Here is a 22,078-nt window from a genome sequence, read left to right on the forward strand (position 1 = left end):
CCAAATGGCGCCCGGGACAAGGAGATCATGCGCCTCCGATACAGTCGATGAGTGCCTTAAGCTCGGTCGTCTCCGCTTCGCTCGGATCCTCTAGCGGCGCGCGCACCGGTCCTGCGTCGAAGCCCTGAAGTCGCACACCGGCCTTGATCAGCGACACCGCGTAGCCCGCCTTGCGTCCGCGCAGGGCCATGAACGGGTAAAAGAAGCGCTGCAGTAGGTCGTTGCAGGTGGCCGTGTCATGGGCGCGCACGGCGGCGTAGAATTTCACCGCCAGCTCGGGAACAAAGTTGAACACTGCCGAAGAATAGGTGGTGAACCCCGCCGCGAGATAACTTTCCGCAAAGAGCTCGGCAGTGGGCATGCCGCCGAGATAGGTCAGCCGATCGCCCAGCACCGAGGTCACCTGGCGCACCGGACCCATGTCGCCGCTGCCATCCTTGAAACCAATGAGGTTGGGGCATGCCTCGGCCAACCGCGCCACGGTGTCCGCGTGGTAGATGGCATTGTCCCGATTGTAGATCATCACGCCGATCTTCACTGCATCGCAGACCGCCTTGGCATGGGCGAAGAGCCCGTCCTGAGGCGCATCGATCAGGTAATGCGGCAGCAGCAGCAGCCCGTCCGCACCGGCGGCCTCGGCTTCCTGCGCGATTCGCACCGCCATCTGCGTGCCGTAGCCGCAGCCCGAGATGATCGGCGTGTCGCCCGCGACGGCCTTGGCGGCACGGGTGATCGCAGGCAGCTCGTCCGGCGCTAGGCTGAAGAATTCACCGGTTCCGCCCGCCGCGAACAGGCCTGCCGCCGGGTAATCGGCCAGCCACGAGATGTGCTTGCGATAGCTGTCTTCGGCAAACAGGCCGTCGGTATCGAAATGGGTGACCGGAAAGGACAGGAGGCCCGAGCCAAGCCGCGTGCGGAGTTCAATTGGATCCATGAGGATGCTCCTTCAAGGGTGTTTTCAGACTTCACCGGTTAGAGCGAAGTAAAAGAAGTAAGTCAACAGTTGTATGATGACTGATTATATGTTTTTGTGAGTCGCATACTGGGCCCTGCAGTTCTTCGGCAACCTTCAAAGGGTGGCTGAACCAGCGGGGACCGGCAACGAGAAACGCAAGGAATTCAAGACGATGACCAAAGACAAACAACAGGTGAGACTAGGCGCCGACATCGGGGGGACCTTCACCGACGTGGCGCTCGAGGTCGGGGCAGAGATGTTCTCCGCGAAAGTGCTGACCAATTACACGGCTCCCGAACAGGGGATCGTTGACGGCATTGCTCTTGCGCTGGACAAGGCAGGGCTTGGCTTCGGTGATATCGATACGGTCATCCACGGCACCACGCTTGCCACCAACGCCCTGATCGAACGGCGCGGCGCGCATACGGCGCTGATCACCACCAAGGGCTTTCGCGACGTGATCGAGATGCGCACCGAGAACCGGTTCGAGCAGTACGATCTCGATATCGTGCTGCCCGCGCCGCTAGTGCCGCGCAATGAACGCTTTGTGCTGGATGAGCGCATCGACGCAGGCGGCAAGGTGCTGAAGGCCATCGACGCCGCCGAGCTTGACGCGCTGGTCGATTCCATTCTCGCCGGCGGCTTCGAAAGCGTCGCCATTGGTCTTATCCATTCCTACGTCAACGGTGCGCATGAGCGGCAGATCCGCGAGGCGCTGCTGGCCAAGGCACCGGAGCTGTCGGTGTCGATCTCATCCGAGGTCTCGCCGCAGATGCGCGAGTTCCAGCGCTTCAACACGGTCTGCGCCAATGCCTACGTGAAGCCCCTGATGGAAAGCTACCTGCGCCGCCTCGTGGGTAAGCTGCAGGGCGAGGGCGCCGATTGCCCGGTCTTCATGATCCACTCGGGCGGCGGCATCATCAGCGTTGATGCGGCCATCGAACACCCCGTCCGCCTGCTGGAATCCGGCCCCGCCGGGGGCGCGATCTTTGCCGCCCATGTGGCGCGGCGCTACGGCATCGACCGGGTGCTGTCTTATGACATGGGCGGCACCACGGCCAAGATCTGCCTGATCGACGGCGCCGTGCCCAAGACCGCCAAGACATTCGAGGTGGCGCGCACCTACCGCTTCAAGAAGGGCAGCGGCATGCCAATCTCGATCCCGGTGATCGAGATGGTCGAGATCGGGGCAGGGGGCGGCTCGATCGCCAGCATCGACTCCATGCGCCAGATCCGCGTCGGCCCGCACAGCGCCGGGTCCGAGCCGGGACCGGCCTGCTATGGCCGTGGTGGCGACCGCCCCACCGTGACCGATGCGGACCTCGTGCTTGGTAAGCTTGATCCCGACGGCTTTGCCGGGGGCAAGATGCAGCTTGACGTTGCAGCCTGCGACGGCGCCATGACCACCCATCTTGGCGATCCGCTGGGCAGCGATGCGGCCACCGCCGCCTTCGGCCTGTGCGAGGTGGTCGACGAAAACATGAGCAACGCGGCGCGGATGCACGCGGTGGAGAACGGCAAGGAACTGGGGGAATACACCATGATCGCCTTCGGCGGCGCGGCCCCGCTGCACGCTGGACGGCTCTGCGAAAAGCTGGGGATCAACGAGCTTCTGGTGCCGCCGGGAGCGGGTGTCGGCTCGGCCATCGGCTTCCTGCGAGCGCCCTTTGGCTTTGAATCCGTGCGCAGTGCCTACGTGAAGTTGTCGGCCTTCGACCATGCCGCCGTCAACGCCACCCTCGCCGAACTGCGCGACGAGGCGGTGTCTTTCGTGCGCTCCGGCGCGCCGGACGCAGAGCCGGTGCTCGAATGCACGGCCTACATGCGCTACGCTGGACAGGGCTGGGAAGTGCCGGTCAACGTCGAGGTGCGCGATTACGCCGCCGCCGACGAGGCGGTGTTCCGCAAGGGCTTCGAGACGGTCTACGAGGATCTCTTCGGCCGGCTCATCGACAAGCTTGACATCGAGATTGTCAGCTGGTCGTTGCGCGCCAGCTCCGAGGCCACCCCGGCCCCCGCGGTCGAGGTTGCACAGCCGGAGCGCGACGCGCCGCGCGACACAACGCGCCGGATCTTCGACGCCCGCAGTTCGGAGTATCTCGACGCGGCGGTGGTCGCCCGAGCCGACCTTGCGGTCGGCACCCGGGTCCGGGGGCCCGCTGCCATCATCGAAGACGAGACAACCACCATCATCACTGCCGCCCAGGATGTAACCATGCAGGCGGACGGTTGCCTGCTGATCCGCAGCTGCGCCTGAACAGGAGAACACGCCATGACATCCAAACCTCTTTCCGACGTGCACATGCAGGTGATGTGGAACCGGCTGATCTCGGTTGTCGAGGAGCAGGCCATCACCCTGATCCGCACCGCCTTCAGCACCTCGGTCCGCGAATCCGGTGACCTTTCGGCCGGCGTCTTCAACCGCGGCGGCCAGATGATCGCCCAGGCGGTCACCGGCACCCCCGGCCACGTCAACGCCATGGCCGAGGCGGTCGGGCATTTCATCAACGACATCGGTCGCGACAATATCTTCGAGGGTGACGTCTATATCACCAACGATCCGTGGAAGGGCACCGGCCACCTTCTCGACATTACAATGGTGACGCCCTCGTTCCGTGGTGGCCAGTTGGTGGGCTTCTTCGCCTGCACCGCCCACGTGGTGGATGTCGGCGGGCGTGGCTTCGGGCCCGACGCAAACGAGGTCTACGAGGAAGGCATCTTCATCCCGATCATGAAATTCGTCGAGCGCGGCACGGTGAACCGCGATCTGGTCAACATCCTGCGCAACAATGTGCGCGAGGCGGACCAGGTTGTGGGCGACATCTTCTCGCTTGCGGCCTGCAACGAGACCGGCCACCGCCGTCTGCAGGATATGATGGACGAGTTCGGGCTTGCCGATCTCGAGGAGCTGGGCGAATTTGTTTTCAAACGCAGCTATGATGCCACGCTGGAACGCATCGCGGCGCTTCCGAAAGGCTCCTATGACAACGTCATGCGGGTTGACGGCTATGGCAGCCCGGTGGACATCGCCGTGCGCATCGACGTGGCCGACGATCACATCCTCGCGGATTTCGACGGCACCTCGGGGCCGAGCCCGCTGGGGATCAACGTGCCGATGATCTATTCCAAGGCCTATGCCTGCTACGGTTTGAAATGCGCGCTTGCGCCCGAGATTCCGAACAACCACGGCTCGCTTCTGCCATTCCTCTTCGAGGCGCCGGAGGATTGCATCCTCAACGCGCAGCGCCCCGCGCCTGTGGCGGTGCGTCACGTGCTGGGCCATTTCATCCCCGATGCTGTGCTGGGCGCAGTGCATAAGCTGGTGCCGGGCAAGGTGCCTGCCGAGGGCGCCGGTGCCCTTTGGAACCTGCATGTCAGCGCCCGCCCGCGGCAGGATGAACATTGCCCGGCGGATGGCGGCCAGCGCGCCGAGGTGCTGCTGTTCAACAGCGGCGGGGCCGGGGCTCGGCAGGGGCTCGACGGGCTGTCGGCGACCGCCTTCCCAAGCGGCGTGCATTCCATGTCCATCGAGGCGACCGAGCATGTGGGCCCGGTAATCTTCTGGCGCAAGGAGCTGCGCGACGGCTCGGGCGGCGCGGGCCGCCAGCGTGGCGGGCTTGGCCAGGTGGTCGAGATCCAGGCGACCGAAGGGCACGAGTTCACCTTCAACGCCATGTTCGACCGCATTGACCATCCGGCCCGTGGCCGCGACGGGGGCGAGGATGGCCAGCCCGGCGCAGTGCTGCTGGACGATGGCACCCGGCTTGCCTCCAAGGGCCGCCAGCATGTGCCCCATGACCGGCGGCTGGTGTTGCAGCTTCCCGGTGGCGGTGGCTATGGCCCCCGCACCGAGCGCGATCCCGAGCTGGCCGCGCGCGACAAGGCCTTCGGCTACGTGACCGAAGATTGAGTGCGGCTAGGGCGGCCCGTGTTCTCCCGCTTTTTGCGGGCCGCCCCATCCCGAAATTAGCAACAAGGACGTCTTCCCGTGTTCAAACAATCCCGCCGCGCCGAGCGCATTAAACCATCGCCCGCCATTGCCGTCTCAATGCAGGCCAAGGCGCTTGCCGGGCAGGGCATAGACGTGGTCGATCTCAGCGTCGGCGAGCCCGATTTCGACACCCCGGCCCATGTGCGCGCCGCCGCCGTGGCCGCCATGGAGGCTGGCGAGACCCACTATACCGCTGCCGACGGCACCCCTGCGCTGAAGAAAGCCATCGCCACCGCCTTTCTGCGCGACTACGGCCTGAACTTCGAGCCCACCGAGATTACCGCCGCCAACGGCGCCAAGCAGGTGATCTGCAACGCGCTTCTGGCGACACTCGATCCCGGCGACGAGGTTATCGTGCCGACGCCCTACTGGGTGTCCTACACCGATCTCGTGTTGCTCGCGGATGGCAGCCCGGTTGAGGTTGCCTGCCCCGCGGAGGCCGGGTTCAAGCTGTCGCCTGAGGCGCTCGAGGCGGCGATCACTCCGCGCAGTCGCTGGCTGATTCTGAACGCGCCCTCCAACCCTACCGGCGCCGCCTACTCGAAGGCTGAGCTGGCGGCGCTTGGCGCGGTACTGGACCGGCATCCCAATGTCATGATCCTGTCGGACGAGATCTATGACCTCATCCGTTACGACGGTGGCGCGCCGCTGTCCTTCCTCTCGGCCAATCCCGGCTTGCGCAACCGCACCCTCGTCGTGAACGGCGTGTCCAAAGCCTATGCCATGACCGGCTGGCGGCTGGGCTACGGCGCGGGGCCGGCAGAGCTCGTCAAGGTGATGGCCAAGGTTCAGTCGCAGGCCACTTCCAATCCTTCGTCTGTCTCGCAAGCCGCCGCCATCGCCGCGCTGACCGGGCCGCAGGACTTCGTGACCATGGCGCTCGCGGAATACCAGTCGCGCCGCGATCTGGTCATGGAGTTGCTGGAGGCCATTCCGCTGCTGGTCCCGCACCGCCCGGACGGCGCCTTCTATGTCTACATCGACTGCTCGGCCCTGATCGGCCGCCGCATGGCGGACGGGACGGTGTTGCAGGATGACACCGCCGTGGCGCGCTTCCTGCTGGAGGTGGCACGGGTGGCGGTGGTTCCGGGCGCGGCCTTCGGGGCGCAGCCGTTCTTTCGTATCTCCTTTGCCACCTCCCGCCTGCGCCTCACCGAAGGTTGCAAGCGCATTGCCAATGCCATCGAAGAGCTGAGCCAATGACCGAAACCCCCTATGACCGCCTGGAAGCGCTCGGCCTGACTCTGCCGCCGATCCGCGCCGCCGCCGGCGCCTATGTGCCCGCCCGCCGTGCCGGGGCGCTGTTGTTCCTGTCGGGCCGGGGCGGTAGCGGCCCCGATGGCACCGTCGCAACCGGGCAGGTAGGCAGCGACGCCGTTACGCCCGAAGAGGCGCATGAGCACGCCCGCTCTGCCGGGCTGCAGCTGCTTGCAGCCGCCCATGCAGAGCTCGGTGACCTTGGGCGGATCGAGGCGGTGGTCAAGTTGCTGGGCATGGTTAACGCCGTACCGGGCTTCAAGGGCCACCCGGGCGTTATTGACGGATGCTCGACGCTGTTTGCCGATGTGCTCGGTCCGGCGGGCGTTCATGCGCGCAGCGCCGTGGGCGTCGCCTCGCTCCCCCACGACATGTCGGTGGAGATCGAGGCGATCCTTCTCGTCTCGCCGCAGTCCAGCAAATAGGCGCTTTCACCGATGGGTTTGAAAGGTTATCATATGACTGATCACTTGAACGTTTCGACGGGAGTAAGAGTCATGCGGATGCTTGGAAAACGCGAGAGCCTGTCATCGCAGCTAGAAATGGAGCTGCGCCAGAAGATCGCCGACGGAGTCTACAAGCATGGTGACAAGATCCCCACCGAGGGCGCGCTCTGCGACGAATATGGCGTCAGCCGCACGGTGGTGCGCGAGGCGGTGTCTTCGCTGCGCGCCGACGGGCTTTTGCAGCCTCGGCAGGGTGTGGGGGTCTTCGTCAACAAGACGGTGAAGCTCCAGCCTTTCTCGATCTCGACGATCCCCGATGCGCAGGTGGAGGAGATCGTTCAGATCCTCGAGCTGCGCCTGAGCACCGAGGTCGAATGCGCCGGCCTTGCCGCCCTTCGCCACACTGATGCACAGATGACTGAGATTCGCGACGCGTGGGAGCGCATTGAGGCGATAACCTCCGAAGGAAACGCCAATTCTGGCGAGCTCGACTTCAACTTGCACCGGGCAATCGCGCGGGCCTCGAACAACCGATATTTCGACAAGTTCCTCGAGTTCCTGGGCCCGCAGATCATCCCCCGCATCCGCGCGCGTACCGAGGGCGAGGACGAGATGCGCCCCAAGTGGCAGGCCGATCATCTGGAGGTCATCGAGGCGATCGCGCGCCGCGACGCGGACGAAGCTCGCGACGCTATGCGTCGCCACCTGAGCGACAGCCTCGAACGTTACCGCAAAAGCAGTATAGCCAGAGACTAATTCTCCACACCGGTGACGGCAACTGCCGCATCGGCAGATCGAAAGGCCTCGTCAGACTTGAGCTCATATGATGACATATGTCATACTTATTAATGACCAAGAGGCGACTCAATCGCCCTGATATCGCAACCCCAAGAACAACAGGGAAAACAATGAAAACACTTCGCATTTCCGCCACCTTTGCCTCGGCTCTCTCGCTTCTGGCGGGCGCCGCCCAGGCCGAAACCGTCTGGACCATGGCCTCGGGCTATCCCGAGAGCAGCTTCCTGACTCAGAACATCCGCGCCTTCATCGAGGCCGTGGAGGAGCGCACCGAAGGCGAGCTCAAGATCGACCTGCGCTCGCATGATACGCTTATCAAGCTCGACAACATCAAGCGCGCGGTGCAGTCCGGCCAAGTGCAGATCGGCGAGATCCGCATGGGCGTCTACGGCAACGAGCAGGAGATGTTTAATCTCGACAACATCCCCGGCGTGGTGCCGACCTTCGAGAAATCCTGGATGCTGATGGAAGAGCAGAAGCCGTTCTACGACGAATGGTTTGGCCGGGGCGGCATGGAGGTCCTGAGTTATATCGCCTGGCCTGGGCAGGGCTTCTACACCGAGGGCGAGATCTCGGGGCTTGCGGATCTCGAGGACCTCAAGCTGCGCATCTACTCGCGCCAGACCCAGGTCATGGGTGAGAAACTGGGCGCCGAAGCCATCATCCTGCCCTTCGCCGAAGTGCCGCAGGCCTTTGCCACCGGCATGATCGAAGCGCTGTGGACCAGTGCCCAGTCCGGCACCGACGTGCAGGCGTGGGATTACCTCGACACCTTCACCTACACCGGCACCATGCACAACAAGAACGCAGTGATCGTGAACCAGCGCGCGATGCGTGCGCTGCCCGAAGATATCCAGGCGATCGTCCGCGAGGAGGGCGAGAAGGCCACGGAGCGCGGCTGGGAGATCGCCCGTGCTGCGGGCGAGGAGCGTGAGCAGGTGCTGCGCGATCACGGCATGACCGTGACACAGGCACCGCAGGAGGTGCTCGACAGGATCGACCAGATCGGCAAGGAGATGGTGGCTGACTGGCTCGAGGTTGCGTCCGAAGAGGAAGCGGCGGTCTACGAGGCCTACCAGGCCCGCATCACCGACTGACATTCCCAGCCACAGGAGGTTCGCCATGGCACGATCTGTGCTGACGCGGCTCTACGATCTGGCGGGATATCTCGCCGGAATCTGTCTGGTGGGCATCTGCGTGACGATCGTCACGCAGATCATCGCCCGCCTGATGGGCAAGACCGTCGATTCCACGGAATCGGCGGGGCTGCTTCTGGCAGCTACCATGTTCTTCGGACTGGCGCATACCTTCCGCCACGGCAGTCACGTGCGCATCACCTTGGCGCTCGACGCACTGCCGCTGCGGTTGCGGCGCGGGGCCGAGATATTCAACTGCTTCGTGGCCGGGGCAGCGATCTGCTTCCTGGCCTGGCATCTCGCAAGTCTCGCGCTGCAATCGTGGCAGTATGGCGACGTGAGCCCGGGCCTACTTGCGATCCCGTTCTGGATTCCGCAGAGCGCCGCCGCCGCCGGGGTGATCCTGTTTGCCGTCGCCATCCTCGACGAGCTGGTGTGGATCATCGCGGGCCGTCCGCCGCGCTACGACGTGGCGCCCAATTCCGACAACACGCATTACGAATGAGGTTCCCATGGACATGATCCTTGTCGCTTCGCTGGTTCTCGTGGCGCTCATCGTGCTGCTGCTGGGGGCCGGGCTCTGGGTGTCGGTCAGCCTGCTGGCGGTCGGCATGGCCATGATGCAGCTTTTCACATCGGCGCCCATGGGGTCGCTGATCGCCTCGACCCTGTGGGACAGCAGTTGGAGTTGGGCACTGACCTCGTTGCCGCTGTTCATCTGGATGGGCGAGATCCTGTTCCGCTCCAATCTGTCGTCGAGCATGTTCAACGGTCTGTCGTCCTGGGTCGGTCGGATGCCGGGCGGGCTGTTGCATGTCAACATCCTTGGCTGCGGCGTGATGGCCGCCATCACAGGCTCGTCGGCGGTGACCTGCGCCACCATCGGCCGCATGAGCGTACCCGAGCTCAACGGGCGCGGCTACCCTAAGGCACTGACCATCGGCACGCTGGCGGGGTCGGGCACGCTCGGCCTGCTGATCCCGCCGTCGATCATCATGATCGTCTACGGGGTCACCGCCGAGCAATCCATTGCCCATCTGTTCATCGCCGGCGTGGTTCCGGGGCTGCTGCTGATCGTGCTCTTCATGGCCTATACCGGCATTTCGAGTGTCCTGCGCGGAGACGAGATGCCCGGTCGCGAGGCGGTGATAGACCTCGGCCAGCGGATTCGTGCGCTGCGCAGCCTGCTGCCTGCGGTGGCGCTGATCGTCTTCGTGATCGGGTCAATCTACGGCGGCCTAGCCACCCCCACCGAGGCTGCAGCCATCGGCGTGCTGGGCGCGCTGGCGCTGTCGGCGCTTGGCGGATCGCTCAGCCGGGCAAGCTTTGTCGACGGGGTCATGAGCGCGGTGCGCACCTCGTGCATGATCTCGTTCATCATCGCCACCGCCGCCTGCCTGTCGATCGCCGTGGCCTTCGTCGATCTGCCGCGCCAGCTGGCGGGCTGGGTCGCGGGGATGGAGTTGTCGCCCTACCTGCTGCTCGCGGTGCTGGGCGTGCTGATTCTGGCGATGGGCTGCTTTCTCGAGGGGATCTCGATCATCGTGCTCACCTCGTCGGTCATGTTGCCCATGGTCGAGGCAGCGGGCATCGACCTCGTGTGGTTCGGCATCTTCCTCGTAATCCTCATCGAGGCGGCGCAGATCACCCCGCCAGTCGGCTTCAACCTCTTCGTGCTGCAGGGCATCACCGGTGAGAGCATCTTGACCATCGCCCGCGCCGCCCTGCCGTTCTTTCTGCTGCTGGTGCTTCTCTTGGTGCTCATAACGGTGTTCCCGTGGCTGGCCACCGGGCTGCCGCAGCTGATGAGCTAGGCGCACAACCCCCTCGGGAGGGCCGGCGCGGCTCTCCCGGACAAACTAAAGGAGACTTTCATGGACGGCGCAGACGCCCCCTTCACCCCACATGGCAAACACCTGATCGCAGGCCGCTGGACCGACTCGGACAGCACCTTCGCCTCGGATCCGGCGCATGGCCCCTCGCATGACTTCTGTGTCGGCACCCCGGCGCTGGTCGACGAGGCCTGCACCGCCGCCGAGGCGGCCTTCCCTGCCTATGCCAGCATGAGCGCGGACCGCCGCGCCGATTTCCTCGACCGGATCGCCGACGAGATCGAGGCACGCGCCACGGCCATTACCTTCATCGGCACGCAGGAAACCGGCCTTCCCGAGGCGCGGCTTCAGGGTGAGCGAGGGCGGACCGCCGGCCAGTTGCGCCTGTTTGCCGGGCATATTCGCGAAGGCAGCCATCTCGACCGGCGCCATGACGCGGCGTTGCCGGACCGCGCGCCGCTGCCCCGGCCCGACCTGCGCCTGATCCAGCGCCCCATCGGGCCGGTCGCTGTCTTCGGTGCCTCGAACTTTCCGCTTGCCTTCTCCACCGCCGGGGGCGACACCGCCGCGGCGCTGGCAGCGGGCTGCCCGGTGGTGGTGAAAGGCCACGGCGCCCACCCCGGCACAGGCGAGATCGTCGCCGAGGCGATCCTTGCCGCCATCCGCGCCTGCGACATGCCCGAGGGTGTGTTTTCGCTGGTGCAGGGGGGCAACCGCGAGGTCGGGCAGGCGCTGGTCCAGCATCCGCTGATCACGGCAGTGGGCTTCACCGGATCGCTCGGCGGTGGGCGCGCGCTCTTCGATCTTTGCGCCGCACGGCCCGAGCCGATCCCTTTCTTCGGCGAGCTTGGCTCGGTCAACCCCATGTTTCTCCTGCCCGAGGCGCTTGGCGCGCGAGCCGGATCGCTGGGCGAGGGATGGGCCGCGTCGCTGGCCATGGGCGCCGGTCAGTTCTGCACCAATCCCGGCATCGCTGTGGTGATCCGCAGCCCCGAGGCCGATGCTTTCATGGAAGCCGCCGGCACGGCGCTTGGCCAGACCGACCCGCAAGTCATGCTGACCTCTGGCATTGCCGAGGCCTATGCCTGCGGCGCTGCAGACTACGCCCGTCAGCCGGGGGTGCGCAACCTCGTCAGTTCCGAGCCTGGCCGGCGCGAGGCGCAGCCGTTCCTCTTTGCGGTTGATGCGGCCGACTGGCTTGGTAATCCGGTGCTTGGCGAAGAGGTCTTCGGGCCGCTGGGCCTGATCATTGTGGTGGAGGACGCCGTGCAGATGCTGGCCGTGGCGCAGGCCTTCCGCGGTCAGCTGACCGCGACGCTGCACATGGATGACGGCGACGCGGACCTTGCGGCGCGGCTTCTGCCGGTGCTCGAACGCAAGGCCGGGCGCATCCTCGCCAACGGTTTCCCAACCGGGGTCGAGGTCTGCGATGCCATGGTCCACGGTGGACCTTATCCGGCCTCTACCAACTTCGGCGCGACCTCGGTCGGCACCTTGTCGATCCGCCGCTTCCTGCGACCGGTGTGCTACCAGAACCTGCCAACGGCGATCCTGCCGGACGAGGCACGTTGATTCCTCCGGGCGTCCCGAGTACGGGGCGCCCTGTCTTTTCTGGAGTCGATCCGTCGGGTACGCCTCTTGTCCATGCCCTGACGCAGATGACGTTTCGTGCTCTATCCGTGTTTACAGGTGGCGACGCGAAACAGGGGCTGGAAGCTCAATTCATGGCAATCCTCAAGTGTGCCACGTATGTATTACCAGAGGCGCTCAGGCAGAGGTGAGTCGCCGCGCGATAGTTGCTGGGAGGCCGCCGCAATGGCAAGGGGGATAGCTCTTGCTCCGGGAACAGTTATGGCCAGACCGCGACACCGGTGAGTTTCGGCCGCGTCGTGGACCTTACGCGCCGCTTGGCCCCTGACTTTCCGGCCTATTTTGGCACCCCTGCATTTTCGGCCAAACTTGCGAACCCAGCGATGGATCGTGGAGGCATTGACCGACACTCCGCGCGCTGCCAGCATGTCGCGCACATCCCTGTACGACAGCAGGTAGCGACAGTGCCACCGCACCGCCGTCAGGATGATCTCACGAGGAAACCGAGGTCGTTTGAACGGCTTCTCTCGCTACGCCATCGGTGCCACCATCATCGAAAAAAGGTCAAGCTACTGCTTTCATAAGTTAATGTAATGGACCCAAGCATTCTGTTTTAACTTGTGACGGCAAATGCCGTCCAAACCAGTAAAGCCTGAAGGGGGGCGATACGGGCTTGGCCGGGTAGCAGTATTCACTGCATAGCCCGAAGGTCGGCCCTGTTCGCCAAAGTGGATGGGGCCGGAACGATCATACAGCGACCATGATTTCCGAAACCAGTTCAGCCGTGTTGTGGACGTGGAATTTTTTCATCAGTTTTGCCCGGTGAACCTCGACCGTGCGGTGGGAAATGCCAAGTTTTGTCCCGATTTCGCGTGATGTGTGCCCGTTCACGATGAGGTTCGCCACCTCGCGTTCACGTGGTGTCAGGCTGACCGAGCGATATTGTCTTGGTCCAGTGCGCTCGAAACTCCAGATCATCAGGCGGAAAGGATCGTCCGGGGTTAGCGTGACACCACGCGCACGGGCCAGGAAAATCTCTTTGGCACTGGTTTGCATGAAACGCTCGTCTTCGTAATACGTGTCCTGACTGTTTAGCAGGTGATATTCGCATTTGTCGCCTATCTGGGTAAAATCGGCTTGTGACGGATACAGCCGTTTGACCGAACGCCCCTCTAGTTCGTCGCGCCGAAATTCGAACAAATGCGTCAACGCCTTGTTGGTGGCCACGATCTGCCGGTACCGGGTCAGGGCCTGCGCGACAGGTGATTCCTGAAAGGCGAGTTCGGCGGCCTTGGCGGCAGTCGATGTATCCAGAAGATTTGACATATCACGTAATCCACTACGTAGCTTTACATAGCAATATACGTAGTTCCACCAATTTCGAAAGTGCCGTTTCGCTGCGATCCTTATCCTCAGATCGGAGGAGGACAGCATGACACAGGCGATCTGTATCGTCGGCAGTGGCCACACAAAGTTTGGCCGTCTGGAAGGCAATCTTGAACAGTTGATCGTGAATGCTACCCGCGAAGCCGTGGAAGAGGCCGGGGTAAACCCTGCCGAAATCGACGCGATTTTTCTGGGTCATTTCAATTCAGGTATGGTGAGTGACGGTTTCGCGTCGTCCCTGATCCATCAGGCCTATCCCGAAATGCGCTTTACCCCTGCGATGCGCGCGGAAAATGCCTGTGCCTCGGGGTCGGCGGCCCTTCATGCGGCGATGAACAGCATACAAGCGGGAAAGTCGAAAACCGTTCTGGTGGTCGGCGCGGAGAAGATGACGCATCTGTCCACCGCGGATGTTACAACAGCACTGGCCGGTGCAGGCTATCAGAACGATCCTGAAGAAGCGAAACTGAGCTTTCCACAGGTGTTTGCCGTGGCCGCACGGGCGTACCAGGATCGTTTCGACGACCCGCTGGAGGCCATGGCGCGCATTGCCGAGAAGAACCATGCCAATGCGATGCTCAACCCGCTGGCACAGATGCACAAGCCTTTCACCTTCGAGCAGTGCAATGAAGTATCCGAACGTAACCCGGCAATCGCACCGCCACTACGTCTGACGGATTGTTCGCTGGTCACGGATGGCGCGGCAGCCGTTGTGCTTACGACGGCCGAAAATGCACATGATTTCGACAAGGCTGCCCGGTTCCGCGCTGCAGTACAGGTCAGTGATCTTATCCCGATGTCAGCACGGGATTTCCTGATGTTCGAGGGGCCCGAGAAAGCCTTTGGTATGGCATTCGAAGAGGCGGGCATCGCCCTTGGCGACATTGATTTTGCCGAGGTGCACGATTGTTTCACCATTGCCGAGTTGCTGACCTACGAGGCGATGGGGCTTGCCAAAAAGGGCGAAGGCGCCCGCGCTATCGACGATGGGCTGGTCCTGCGCGATGGCACGTTGCCGGTGAACCTGTCGGGCGGATTGAAGGCCAAGGGACATCCGGTAGGGGCAACGGGCGTGTCGATGCATGCGCTGGCCTATCGCCAACTGACCGGGCAGGCCGGTGAAATGCAGAAAGACGGTGCACAACTAGGACTGGTGTTCAACATGGGCGGTTCTGCTGTTGCCAACTACGTCTCGATTCTGGAAACGCACAGGACCTGAACGATGAATCTTGCCAATTGGCTTCACCAGTCAGGGCTAACGCGCCCCGACGCACCGGCCCTGTATTTCGGGCACAAGCTGCATGCGCGATATTCGCAGTTCGCACACCGAAGCTGTGCCATCGGTCGGCATCTGATGGAACAATACGGCATCAAGCCCGGTGACCGCGTCGCCCTTTTTGCCAGGAACTGTCCAGAATACCTAGAGGTTCTCTATGGGGTGCTTTGGGTCGGTGCGATTATCGTGCCGGTCAACAACAAATTGCATCCGCGCGAGGCCGCGTGGATCGTCGAGAACGCTCAGGCCGATGTCGTCATTACCGAAACGGGCGATCTCTATTCCAACACCGACGATCTGAAGCACCCCGCGCAAGAACTGGGGCTGCATTCGGAGGAGTTGTCCGAAGTTGCACGCCACGGTTCGGCCGGCAGCTATTTCCCTCCGGTTGAAACACGCGGGGATCAAACCGCTTGGCTTTTCTACACATCCGGAACGACGGGACGGCCCAAAGGGGTCATGACCACGCATGACAACTTGCGGATGATGGCTACCTGCTATGCGTTGGATGTCGATACCGTCACGCCGCAAGATATTGCACTTTATGCTGCACCGATGTCGCATGGGGCCGGGTTGTATAACTTTCAATTCGTCCGCGCGGGCGCGGCGCATGTCATTCCCCCATCCCGTGGATTCGACCCCGCCGAGATCGAGAACCTGGGCCGGAGCCTTGGCAATCTGGTTTTCTTTGCCGCACCGACCATGATCAAACGCCTTCTCGTTCACGCCGAGGCCACAGGGTGGCGTGGCGATGGGATCAAATCGGTAACCTATGGCGGCGGGCCGATGTATCTGGCCGACATAAACCATGCGCTGGATGTGTTCGGACCGAAATTCATACAAATCTACGGGCAGGGCGAAAGCCCGATGACCATCACGGCAATGCCCCGTGATATCGTGGCCGATACAACCCATCCGCGCGCCGATGCCCGCCGGGCATCCGTAGGCTTTGCGCAATCTTGCGTCGAGGTTCGTATCGTCGATGCCGACATGAATGAAGTCGCACCCGGTCAGGTGGGCGAAATCGTCGTGCGTGGCGATACCGTGATGACCGGTTACTGGCGCAACCCCAAAGCGACGATCGAAACGATCGTGGACGGCTGGCTGCGTACCGGCGATCTGGGCGCGATGGATACGGATGGTTTCGTAACGCTTACCGACCGTTCCAAAGACGTGATCATCTCTGGTGGAACGAATATCTATCCGCGAGAGGTCGAGGAAGTGCTGCTTAATCACGAGGATATCTTCGAAACGGCAGTGATCGGCGCCCCCCATCCCGAATGGGGAGAGGAGGTGATAGCCTTCGTCGTCGTTGGCAAGGAATGCCAGCTTGACAAAGACGCGTTGGACACCTGGTGCAAATCCCAGATCGCGTCGTTCAAGAAACCCCGGCGCTACATCTTCATGCCCGAGCTTCCCAAGAACAGCTACGGCAAGGTCTTGAAAACCAGCCTTCGCGAAAGGCTTTCGCTGATGGAGGACCACGGCGAAAGCGTTTGAAACCGCATCATTTTTCGACACGCTTGACAGGGAGGAACCAATGAAGCGTAGAACTTTCCTTAAAACCAGTGCAGCCGCCGCAGGCTCTGCTTTCGTGGCCAGCGCACCCAGCCTTGCGCTGGCGGCGACATCGTTCAAGTTCGACAGCTATGTGTCTGACAGTGCCGGGCCGTCCTGGATCGATCGCTACTATCTCGATGAAATGGAAAAGCGCACCAATGGCGAGGTGGAGATTCGGCGCTATTGGTCGGGGTCGCTCAACAAGGTGGGTGAACATCTGGCCGCGGCGCGCGATGGTACCTCGGAGGTGACACTGATTTCGCCCGGCTATTATCAGGCGGAGCTGCCGGTCACGCGGGGGCTGGAATGGTATTTCCGCATGAACAATGCCGACGCGCTGCAAAAGGTTTGCCGCGACGTTTACGAACAGTTCGATCCGCTGCGGGCCGAATGGGAACAGCGTCACCGATCCAAGGTTCTGTATTGGACCAACTGGAACTATGCCCCCCTTGTCCTGCGGGAGCCGATCGAGTCTCTGGACGATCTGAAGGGCAAGCGCATTCGCGGTTACGGCGTTGCAACCGATGTGATCGAAGCCCTGGGTGGCACCGCCGTTCCTATGGCCGCCCCCGAGGTGTATCAGGCGCTCGAGCGTGGCATCCTGGATGGGGTTTACGGGTTCGATTTCGTGACCGCCGTGGCCTACAAGCTGCATGAGATCGCACCTAACTTCTACGATATCGGAGATGGTCCGCACGCACCGGCAGCCACCATCATGAACAAGCAGTTTTACGATGGTCTGCCAGATGACATCCGTAAGGTTTCGGATGAAATCGTGGCCGATATCTATGGCGGTGAATTCAGTCGCATCTACGAGGATGTGTTGGCCCGCTATGTCAAGACCGCCGAAGCCGAGGGTGTGACGCTTTCGACCATCTCGGATGCCGAAAAGCAAATGGCGCGGAACGAGGTTCAGCCCGCACAGGTTCAGAAATGGGTTGAGACCACTGCCAAAGAAGCCGGGATAGATGGAGAGGAGATGCAATCGCTGATCGAAGCGGCCATCGCCAAACACGATCCCGAAGGCACGCTGCGCCGGCCCTACGAGATCAGCCAGGGGGTATAAGGCCCCCGGCCCATTTCGCCGGAGAAGCAATGCGACCGCACTACGAAAGGACAAGACGATGATAAACGTGGCCAACAAGGCGCTGAACGTGGTGTCCAATCTGTTCGGTGCGGTCGCAATGGCCTTTCTGGCATTTCTGATGTTTGGCATTACGCTGGATGTCGCTGCGCGGGCCATTATGGGACAGTCGATCTCGGGCGTGTTCGAGATGTCCGAACTTAGCCTCGTGATGCTGGTCTTCTTCGGAGCGATGTGGGCACAGCGCGATGATTCACATATCCGCGTCACCCTGTTGTCTGACCGTCTGCACGGCGGTGGAGGCCGTTTTGCCAACGCCATGGCTTGGGGGGGTGGGGCACTGGCCTTGCTGATGTTCGCATGGCCCGCGACCCAAGAGGCGATCTACTCTATCTCGATTTGGGAATTCCGCTGGGGCTATGTGCAGATGCCGATCTGGTGGACCAAAGCGGGCGTTGCCATAGGCCTCTGGCTGGCAGCGCTGCAAATGGCGATTCACGCATTGCTCTGCCTGACGGTCGCCGAACCCCGGTAAAGCCTGACGTTTGGCCGCTTAGTTTCAATCATCGAAGGATCCCGCAGATGGACCCCATGCTTGCACCCTATGTCGCTGTTGCACTGATCTTCATCCTGATGGGGGGAGGCGTGCCGGTCTTTGCCGCGCTTGCGCTGTCGGGGGCGGCAGGGATCGTGCTGGTCGAGGATTTCGGCTTTTTGATGACACGGTTGAAATCACTACCCTATTCAACAACAGCTGTTTACACGCTGGTGATCATCCCTCTGTTCTTGCTGATGGGGGCGTTTGCCCATCATGCTCAGGTTGGCAAACGCCTGTTCAGCGTTGCCAGCAAATGGGTCGGTCATTTGCCTGGCGGCCTTGCCATGGCATCCATTTTGACCAGTGCGGGGTTTGCCGCAACGTCAGGGTCGTCAGTGGCGACCGCGGCGACCGTCGGCACCGTGGCGATGCCGGAAATGAAAAAGGCAGGGTATGAACCATCCCTGTCAGCGGGCGCAGTGGCCGCAGGGGGGGTCTTGGGCGTGCTGATCCCTCCAAGCGTGCTGTTGATATTTTATGCGGCACTTACGGAAACCTCGGCGGGTAAGATGCTGATCGCCGGATTTGTGCCGGGTCTTCTCACCACCTTGATGTTCATGGCCGGTATCTACCTGATCGCGCGAAACGGAGCGTCACGCAGTGCCGTCACACAAAAAGCAGGCTGGAATGAAACCATGCGCGAAACAACACGCGCCTGGCAGGTGCTTGTTCTGTTCATCGTGGTGATGGGGGGCATCTACATGGGGCTCGTCACCCCGACCGAGGCTGGGGCATTGGGTGCATTTGCCGCCTTTCTGATGCTGGTGGCGTATTGCTTGCGACATTCTGCAGGATTGTGGGGCAAGCTGGTGGAGAGCTTTCGCTCGACCGGGAATACCACGGTGATGATCTTGTTCACCATGATAGGCGCGGCGGTGTTCAGCTATTTCCTGACATTGGTGCAGGTGCCCAACCAGTTGGCACAGCTTGTGGTCGAATCCGGGCTGCCGCCCTTGCTGGTCATGGCCCTGTTCCTGCTTGTATTCGTTCCTCTGGGAATGTTTCTTGATGCGTTTTCAATGATGGTTATCGCGATTCCCATCATGTTTCCGACCGTAAGATCGTTGGGGTTCGATCCGATCTGGTTTGGTATCCTGACGGTCAAGATGTGCGAAATCGGCCTGATCACACCGCCAGTGGGTCTGAACTGCTATGTCATCGCGGGGATAGACCGGTCTACTCCACTCCCGCAAATCTTTCGCGGTGCATTGTGGTTCGTATTGATGGAGGTTGTCACAATCGCCATCTTGTTCTTCTTTCCACAGATCATCCTGTGGCTACCCGCCTTGATGAGTGTCAATTGACGACTCGTTGCGCAGGCCGGTCGAACCGAGGTTCATTCTGGTTGTTGTCACCCTAACTCGCCCAGTCTGCAAGATTGAGTGCCGATAGGACGTCAAGCGACGTTTGCCGCGGATTTCCACGTCTCGAAAGCTTCGAGCCGAAGGGAGCGTATGGTAAGAGCGGAACGACGGCGGGCCGGGACGGAGAAGGAATTTCGGGTTGCAGATTGCATCGAGACGAAGCGTTGTAAGCGACCCGGCGATCGGAAACCCTGCATTACCCGCTCTCTTTTTCGAAAAGGGAGGTGGCTGTTTTCGGCGCGGTTATTGAGCCTCTTGTGGGACCAATGATCAAGGCCAGGCGCAACTTCGCGTTTCGCAGCCCCGTAGGAGCGCAGCTTGTCCATAATGATCCTTTTGGGCACGAAGCCCCAACGCTGCATCAGCTTGATCAACAGTTCCTCGACCTCGCGCAGTCTCAAGTTGAACCGGGCGTAGAGCCAGACAACATGAGCGATAATCTGAGGCGGAAACCGGTGGCGTTTGTAGCTGGTTTTCACCGTCTGCATCGACACCGCCTAAGACCAGGTCGATGAACCAGAAACCTCAGCCCTGTTGATGTGACAACACCTTTCAGACATCTAACCGCCCAAGCATAACCGGGTTCGGATGTGTCGAACCAAATGTGCAGCCACCATTGCTAAAGCGTTTCGCGAAAAACCTGAATCACAGATTTTCGCGAAACGCAGTGCTCCGCTCAATCGTTGCACGCGTTCCGCCTTTCGCTGATGCCTCAGGTTAAAGGCGGAACGCTTTAGGAAGTATTTTCGACAGGGGTGGGCAAACCTGTTTGCGAATCAATATGTAATAACATAACAAAGCCGTTGAGATGTCTTATGGCAAAAAATCAATAACTTACACGAAGGGCGGCATGACACCATGGTTACTTATTCTTCTCTGGCATCGCTTTTCCTGACGTCTGCGATAGTGGTGGTCCCTGCGGGCCTTGCCCATGCGCAGGACGAAATCCCTTATACGCTTGATCCGATCATCCTCAGTGTCACCGGCTCTCCGCAATCGCTGCGCGAAGCGCCCGGGAGCGTCAGCGTTGTGTCGGGGGAAGACCTGCGCAACCGGCCTGTTACCGACCTCGCCGATGCAGTGGAAGGTGAGCCAGGTGTGCAAGTAACGGGGGTCGGCCTAGGCCGTCAGGGAATCTCGATCCGGGGAATGTTACCGGAACAGACGCTGATCCTTGTGGACGGACAGCGGATTACCAACTCGGCATCCGCCGTGGCGCACTCGGATTACGAACTGGGTTGGGTGCCGCCGGAAGCCATCGAGCGTATCGAGATCGTGCGTGGCCCGATGTCGTCGCTGTACGGCTCGGACGCCCTTGGTGGCGTAGCCAATATCGTGACCCGGGCGCCAGCGGAAGAATGGAGGGGTAGCCTGTCTGCCCTTGGGGCTTTCAGCCCGGGTGAGGCCGGCGGGGACAGTCGCAGTTTCAGCGCCTATGCAAGCGGTCCGGTTCTTCCGGGTGTCCTTGGCCTGAGCCTGTGGGTGCAAGACCGCCAGCAGGATGCGTTGGCCTCGAATTTCACGCCCGGTGCTACCGAGGCAAACGATGTGGAAAGCCAGATGGCGGGGGGCACCCTGACTTGGACGCCGGATGATCGGCAGACCGTGCGGTTTTCCTTTGGTGCCGGTGAAGACCGTCGCTGGATGGATGTTGCGAATGCCCGTGCGCCGGGCGCCTACCGTTCGACCGACAGGATTCGCCGCAATCGCCTGTCCTTGTCGCATGAAGGGGACTGGGATTGGGGAAGCACTTCGGTCAATCTTTACCGGACGGAGCTTGACCGGAGAAACTGGCGTAGTGACGGTGTCGCGCCGTCAGGCCCGCACAATCTCATTGATACGGTTTTGACCGGGCGTACGCGGTTTTCGGTCGGTGCGGCGCATCATCTGACGATGGGGGCAGAGCTGCGCGAGGAAGAACTTGAAGACCCGACAGTGAACGCGGCGGGGCAGGATTCGAAGTTGCATTTCGCGACGTATCTGCAAGATGAGATTACCCTTGGCGAGGGGTGGTCGATGATCCTTGATGCGCGCGCCGACCATCACGAAGATTTCGGCTGGCATGTGAGCCCGCGCGCACATCTGCGCTATGAAGCAAGCGATGCCCTGAGCCTGCGAGTGGGGGTCGGGACCGGCTTCAAGGCCCCGACGATGAAACAGCTTTCTCCGGGGTACGCGGCCATCGCAGGGGGCGGGCGGTTTACAATTGTCGGCAATCCTAACCTGAAACCGGAAGAAAACGTATCCTTCGAAGCGGGGCTTTCCTATCGCAGGGATGACTGGGGTGTGGATGCTGCCATATTTCACAACGAGGTGGAAAACCTGATCCAGGCGGTTTGTGTGACCAATTGCACGGGGGCACCGGGTGCCACATGGAGCTATCTGAATGTCGATAAGGCCCGGCTGCAAGGTTTGGAAATCGCCGGTGACACGCGCATCAGCGATACTGTTTCGGTCAATGCCAACTATACCTATCTCGATGCCATCGACCGCACGACCGGAGCGAAACTGACGGGCCGGTCCGAACACATGGCCGGAGTGGGAATCGACTGGCAATTCACATCGAACACGAGCGCCAGCCTGGATGTCCACTACGTGGGGGCACAGCCCACCAGTTCGGGGTCAGGGCGCCAACCGGCCTACACGATGGTTTCGGTCGGTGGGCAACATCAGTTCGGCAACGGTGTGACGGCGTTGTTCGGGGTCGAGAACCTGACCGATAAGCGCCTGGCCAACGACAACACCGATTATGCTTTTGCCGATCCCGGCCGACGCGCTTATTTCGGCATTCGCAAGGCTTTTTGA

Annotated in this window: 18 protein-coding genes; 15 read left to right on the top strand and 3 right to left on the bottom strand. The window is 61.7% G+C overall.

Annotation, left to right across the window (positions count from 1 at the left end):
* Positions 1-25: 25 nt before the first annotated feature.
* On the bottom strand, positions 26-934 hold the full coding sequence (gene kdgD, locus RBB32_RS08080) for a 5-dehydro-4-deoxyglucarate dehydratase (protein ID WP_306152191.1): 909 nt from the start codon (positions 932-934) through the stop codon (positions 26-28).
* A gap of 193 nt (positions 935-1,127) precedes the next feature.
* Here kdgD and RBB32_RS08085 point away from each other — a divergent pair, with 193 nt between their 5' ends.
* From RBB32_RS08085 to RBB32_RS08125, 9 genes are all read left to right on the top strand, one after another.
* The gene (locus RBB32_RS08085) at positions 1,128-3,212 is read left to right on the top strand and encodes a hydantoinase/oxoprolinase family protein (protein ID WP_306152192.1); all 2,085 of its coding nucleotides are present in this window, start codon (positions 1,128-1,130) and stop codon (positions 3,210-3,212) included.
* Between the two features lie 15 nt (positions 3,213-3,227).
* Entirely contained in the window at positions 3,228-4,865 is a 1,638-nt protein-coding gene (locus tag RBB32_RS08090; protein WP_306152193.1) for a hydantoinase B/oxoprolinase family protein, read from the top strand.
* Between the two features lie 78 nt (positions 4,866-4,943).
* Positions 4,944-6,149: a pyridoxal phosphate-dependent aminotransferase gene (locus tag RBB32_RS08095; protein WP_306152194.1), complete on the top strand. Its 1,206-nt coding sequence runs from the start codon at positions 4,944-4,946 to the stop codon at positions 6,147-6,149.
* The gene (locus RBB32_RS08100; protein WP_306152195.1) at positions 6,146-6,628 is read left to right on the top strand and encodes a RidA family protein; all 483 of its coding nucleotides are present in this window, start codon (positions 6,146-6,148) and stop codon (positions 6,626-6,628) included. Before RBB32_RS08095 ends, RBB32_RS08100 begins: the two co-directional genes overlap by 4 nt.
* 78 nt (positions 6,629-6,706) lie before the next feature.
* Complete coding sequence (locus RBB32_RS08105; RefSeq protein ID WP_306152218.1) at positions 6,707-7,405, top strand: FadR/GntR family transcriptional regulator; 699 nt, start codon at positions 6,707-6,709, stop codon at positions 7,403-7,405.
* 152 nt (positions 7,406-7,557) lie between these two features.
* A complete protein-coding gene (locus tag RBB32_RS08110; protein WP_306152196.1) occupies positions 7,558-8,544 on the top strand; it encodes a TRAP transporter substrate-binding protein in 987 nt (328 codons plus the stop codon).
* 25 nt (positions 8,545-8,569) lie between these two features.
* A complete protein-coding gene (locus RBB32_RS08115; protein WP_306152197.1) occupies positions 8,570-9,088 on the top strand; it encodes a TRAP transporter small permease in 519 nt (172 codons plus the stop codon).
* A 7-nt stretch (positions 9,089-9,095) separates the two neighbouring features.
* On the top strand, positions 9,096-10,397 hold the full coding sequence (locus RBB32_RS08120; protein WP_306152198.1) for a TRAP transporter large permease: 1,302 nt from the start codon (positions 9,096-9,098) through the stop codon (positions 10,395-10,397).
* A 60-nt stretch (positions 10,398-10,457) separates the two neighbouring features.
* On the top strand, positions 10,458-11,987 hold the full coding sequence (locus RBB32_RS08125; RefSeq protein WP_306152199.1) for an aldehyde dehydrogenase (NADP(+)): 1,530 nt from the start codon (positions 10,458-10,460) through the stop codon (positions 11,985-11,987).
* Positions 11,988-12,752: 765 nt separating this feature from the next.
* Here the strand turns inward: RBB32_RS08125 and RBB32_RS08135 are convergent.
* Positions 12,753-13,331, bottom strand: coding sequence for a response regulator transcription factor (locus RBB32_RS08135; RefSeq protein ID WP_306152200.1), 579 nt, complete (start codon positions 13,329-13,331; stop codon positions 12,753-12,755).
* Between the two features lie 106 nt (positions 13,332-13,437).
* Here RBB32_RS08135 and RBB32_RS08140 point away from each other — a divergent pair, with 106 nt between their 5' ends.
* From RBB32_RS08140 to RBB32_RS08160, 5 genes are read left to right on the top strand one after another with little or no spacing between them, the layout of a single operon-like run.
* On the top strand, positions 13,438-14,610 hold the full coding sequence (locus tag RBB32_RS08140) for an acetyl-CoA acetyltransferase (RefSeq protein WP_306152201.1): 1,173 nt from the start codon (positions 13,438-13,440) through the stop codon (positions 14,608-14,610).
* A gap of 3 nt (positions 14,611-14,613) precedes the next feature.
* Positions 14,614-16,167, top strand: a complete 1,554-nt coding sequence (locus RBB32_RS08145) for a class I adenylate-forming enzyme family protein (RefSeq protein ID WP_306152202.1) — start codon at positions 14,614-14,616, stop codon at positions 16,165-16,167.
* A 40-nt stretch (positions 16,168-16,207) separates the two neighbouring features.
* Positions 16,208-17,293, top strand: a complete 1,086-nt coding sequence (locus tag RBB32_RS08150; RefSeq protein ID WP_306152203.1) for a C4-dicarboxylate TRAP transporter substrate-binding protein — start codon at positions 16,208-16,210, stop codon at positions 17,291-17,293.
* A gap of 58 nt (positions 17,294-17,351) precedes the next feature.
* Positions 17,352-17,846, top strand: coding sequence for a TRAP transporter small permease (locus RBB32_RS08155; RefSeq protein ID WP_306152204.1), 495 nt, complete (start codon positions 17,352-17,354; stop codon positions 17,844-17,846).
* Positions 17,750-19,213 (top strand): TRAP transporter large permease, encoded by a 1,464-nt coding sequence (locus RBB32_RS08160; protein ID WP_306152205.1) that lies wholly within the window; start codon positions 17,750-17,752, stop codon positions 19,211-19,213. The genes RBB32_RS08155 and RBB32_RS08160 overlap by 97 nt, the downstream gene beginning before the upstream one ends.
* Before the next feature lie 92 nt (positions 19,214-19,305).
* Here RBB32_RS08160 and RBB32_RS08165 read toward each other — a convergent pair whose 3' ends face one another.
* Positions 19,306-19,761: a DDE-type integrase/transposase/recombinase gene (locus tag RBB32_RS08165; protein WP_306152206.1), complete on the bottom strand. Its 456-nt coding sequence runs from the start codon at positions 19,759-19,761 to the stop codon at positions 19,306-19,308.
* Between the two features lie 370 nt (positions 19,762-20,131).
* Between RBB32_RS08165 and RBB32_RS08170 the strand changes: the two genes are divergently transcribed.
* Positions 20,132-22,078 carry a TonB-dependent receptor domain-containing protein gene (locus tag RBB32_RS08170; protein ID WP_306152207.1) on the top strand — a complete coding sequence of 649 codons (1,947 nt, stop codon included), beginning with the start codon at positions 20,132-20,134 and terminating at the stop codon, positions 22,076-22,078.

Source organism: Roseovarius sp. MMSF_3281 (assembly GCF_030733685.1).
Lineage (GTDB): Bacteria > Pseudomonadota > Alphaproteobacteria > Rhodobacterales > Rhodobacteraceae > Roseovarius.

What these genes read in the sequence shown, in the direction of transcription:
- RBB32_RS08145 (WP_306152202.1), top strand. Translation starts at nt 14,614, where the DNA reads ATGAATCTTGCCAATTGGCTTCACCAGTCAGGGCTAACGCGCCCCGAC.
- RBB32_RS08120 (WP_306152198.1), top strand. Translation starts at nt 9,096, where the DNA reads ATGGACATGATCCTTGTCGCTTCGCTGGTTCTCGTGGCGCTCATCGTG.
- RBB32_RS08125 (WP_306152199.1), top strand. Translation starts at nt 10,458, where the DNA reads ATGGACGGCGCAGACGCCCCCTTCACCCCACATGGCAAACACCTGATC.
- RBB32_RS08140 (WP_306152201.1), top strand. Translation starts at nt 13,438, where the DNA reads ATGACACAGGCGATCTGTATCGTCGGCAGTGGCCACACAAAGTTTGGC.
- RBB32_RS08150 (WP_306152203.1), top strand. Translation starts at nt 16,208, where the DNA reads ATGAAGCGTAGAACTTTCCTTAAAACCAGTGCAGCCGCCGCAGGCTCT.
- RBB32_RS08115 (WP_306152197.1), top strand. Translation starts at nt 8,570, where the DNA reads ATGGCACGATCTGTGCTGACGCGGCTCTACGATCTGGCGGGATATCTC.
- RBB32_RS08105 (WP_306152218.1), top strand. Translation starts at nt 6,707, where the DNA reads ATGCTTGGAAAACGCGAGAGCCTGTCATCGCAGCTAGAAATGGAGCTG.
- RBB32_RS08165 (WP_306152206.1), bottom strand. Translation starts at nt 19,761, where the DNA reads ATGCAGACGGTGAAAACCAGCTACAAACGCCACCGGTTTCCGCCTCAG.
- RBB32_RS08170 (WP_306152207.1), top strand. Translation starts at nt 20,132, where the DNA reads ATGGTTACTTATTCTTCTCTGGCATCGCTTTTCCTGACGTCTGCGATA.
- RBB32_RS08085 (WP_306152192.1), top strand. Translation starts at nt 1,128, where the DNA reads ATGACCAAAGACAAACAACAGGTGAGACTAGGCGCCGACATCGGGGGG.
- kdgD (WP_306152191.1), bottom strand. Translation starts at nt 934, where the DNA reads ATGGATCCAATTGAACTCCGCACGCGGCTTGGCTCGGGCCTCCTGTCC.
- RBB32_RS08155 (WP_306152204.1), top strand. Translation starts at nt 17,352, where the DNA reads ATGATAAACGTGGCCAACAAGGCGCTGAACGTGGTGTCCAATCTGTTC.
- RBB32_RS08110 (WP_306152196.1), top strand. Translation starts at nt 7,558, where the DNA reads ATGAAAACACTTCGCATTTCCGCCACCTTTGCCTCGGCTCTCTCGCTT.
- RBB32_RS08100 (WP_306152195.1), top strand. Translation starts at nt 6,146, where the DNA reads ATGACCGAAACCCCCTATGACCGCCTGGAAGCGCTCGGCCTGACTCTG.
- RBB32_RS08090 (WP_306152193.1), top strand. Translation starts at nt 3,228, where the DNA reads ATGACATCCAAACCTCTTTCCGACGTGCACATGCAGGTGATGTGGAAC.
- RBB32_RS08135 (WP_306152200.1), bottom strand. Translation starts at nt 13,331, where the DNA reads ATGTCAAATCTTCTGGATACATCGACTGCCGCCAAGGCCGCCGAACTC.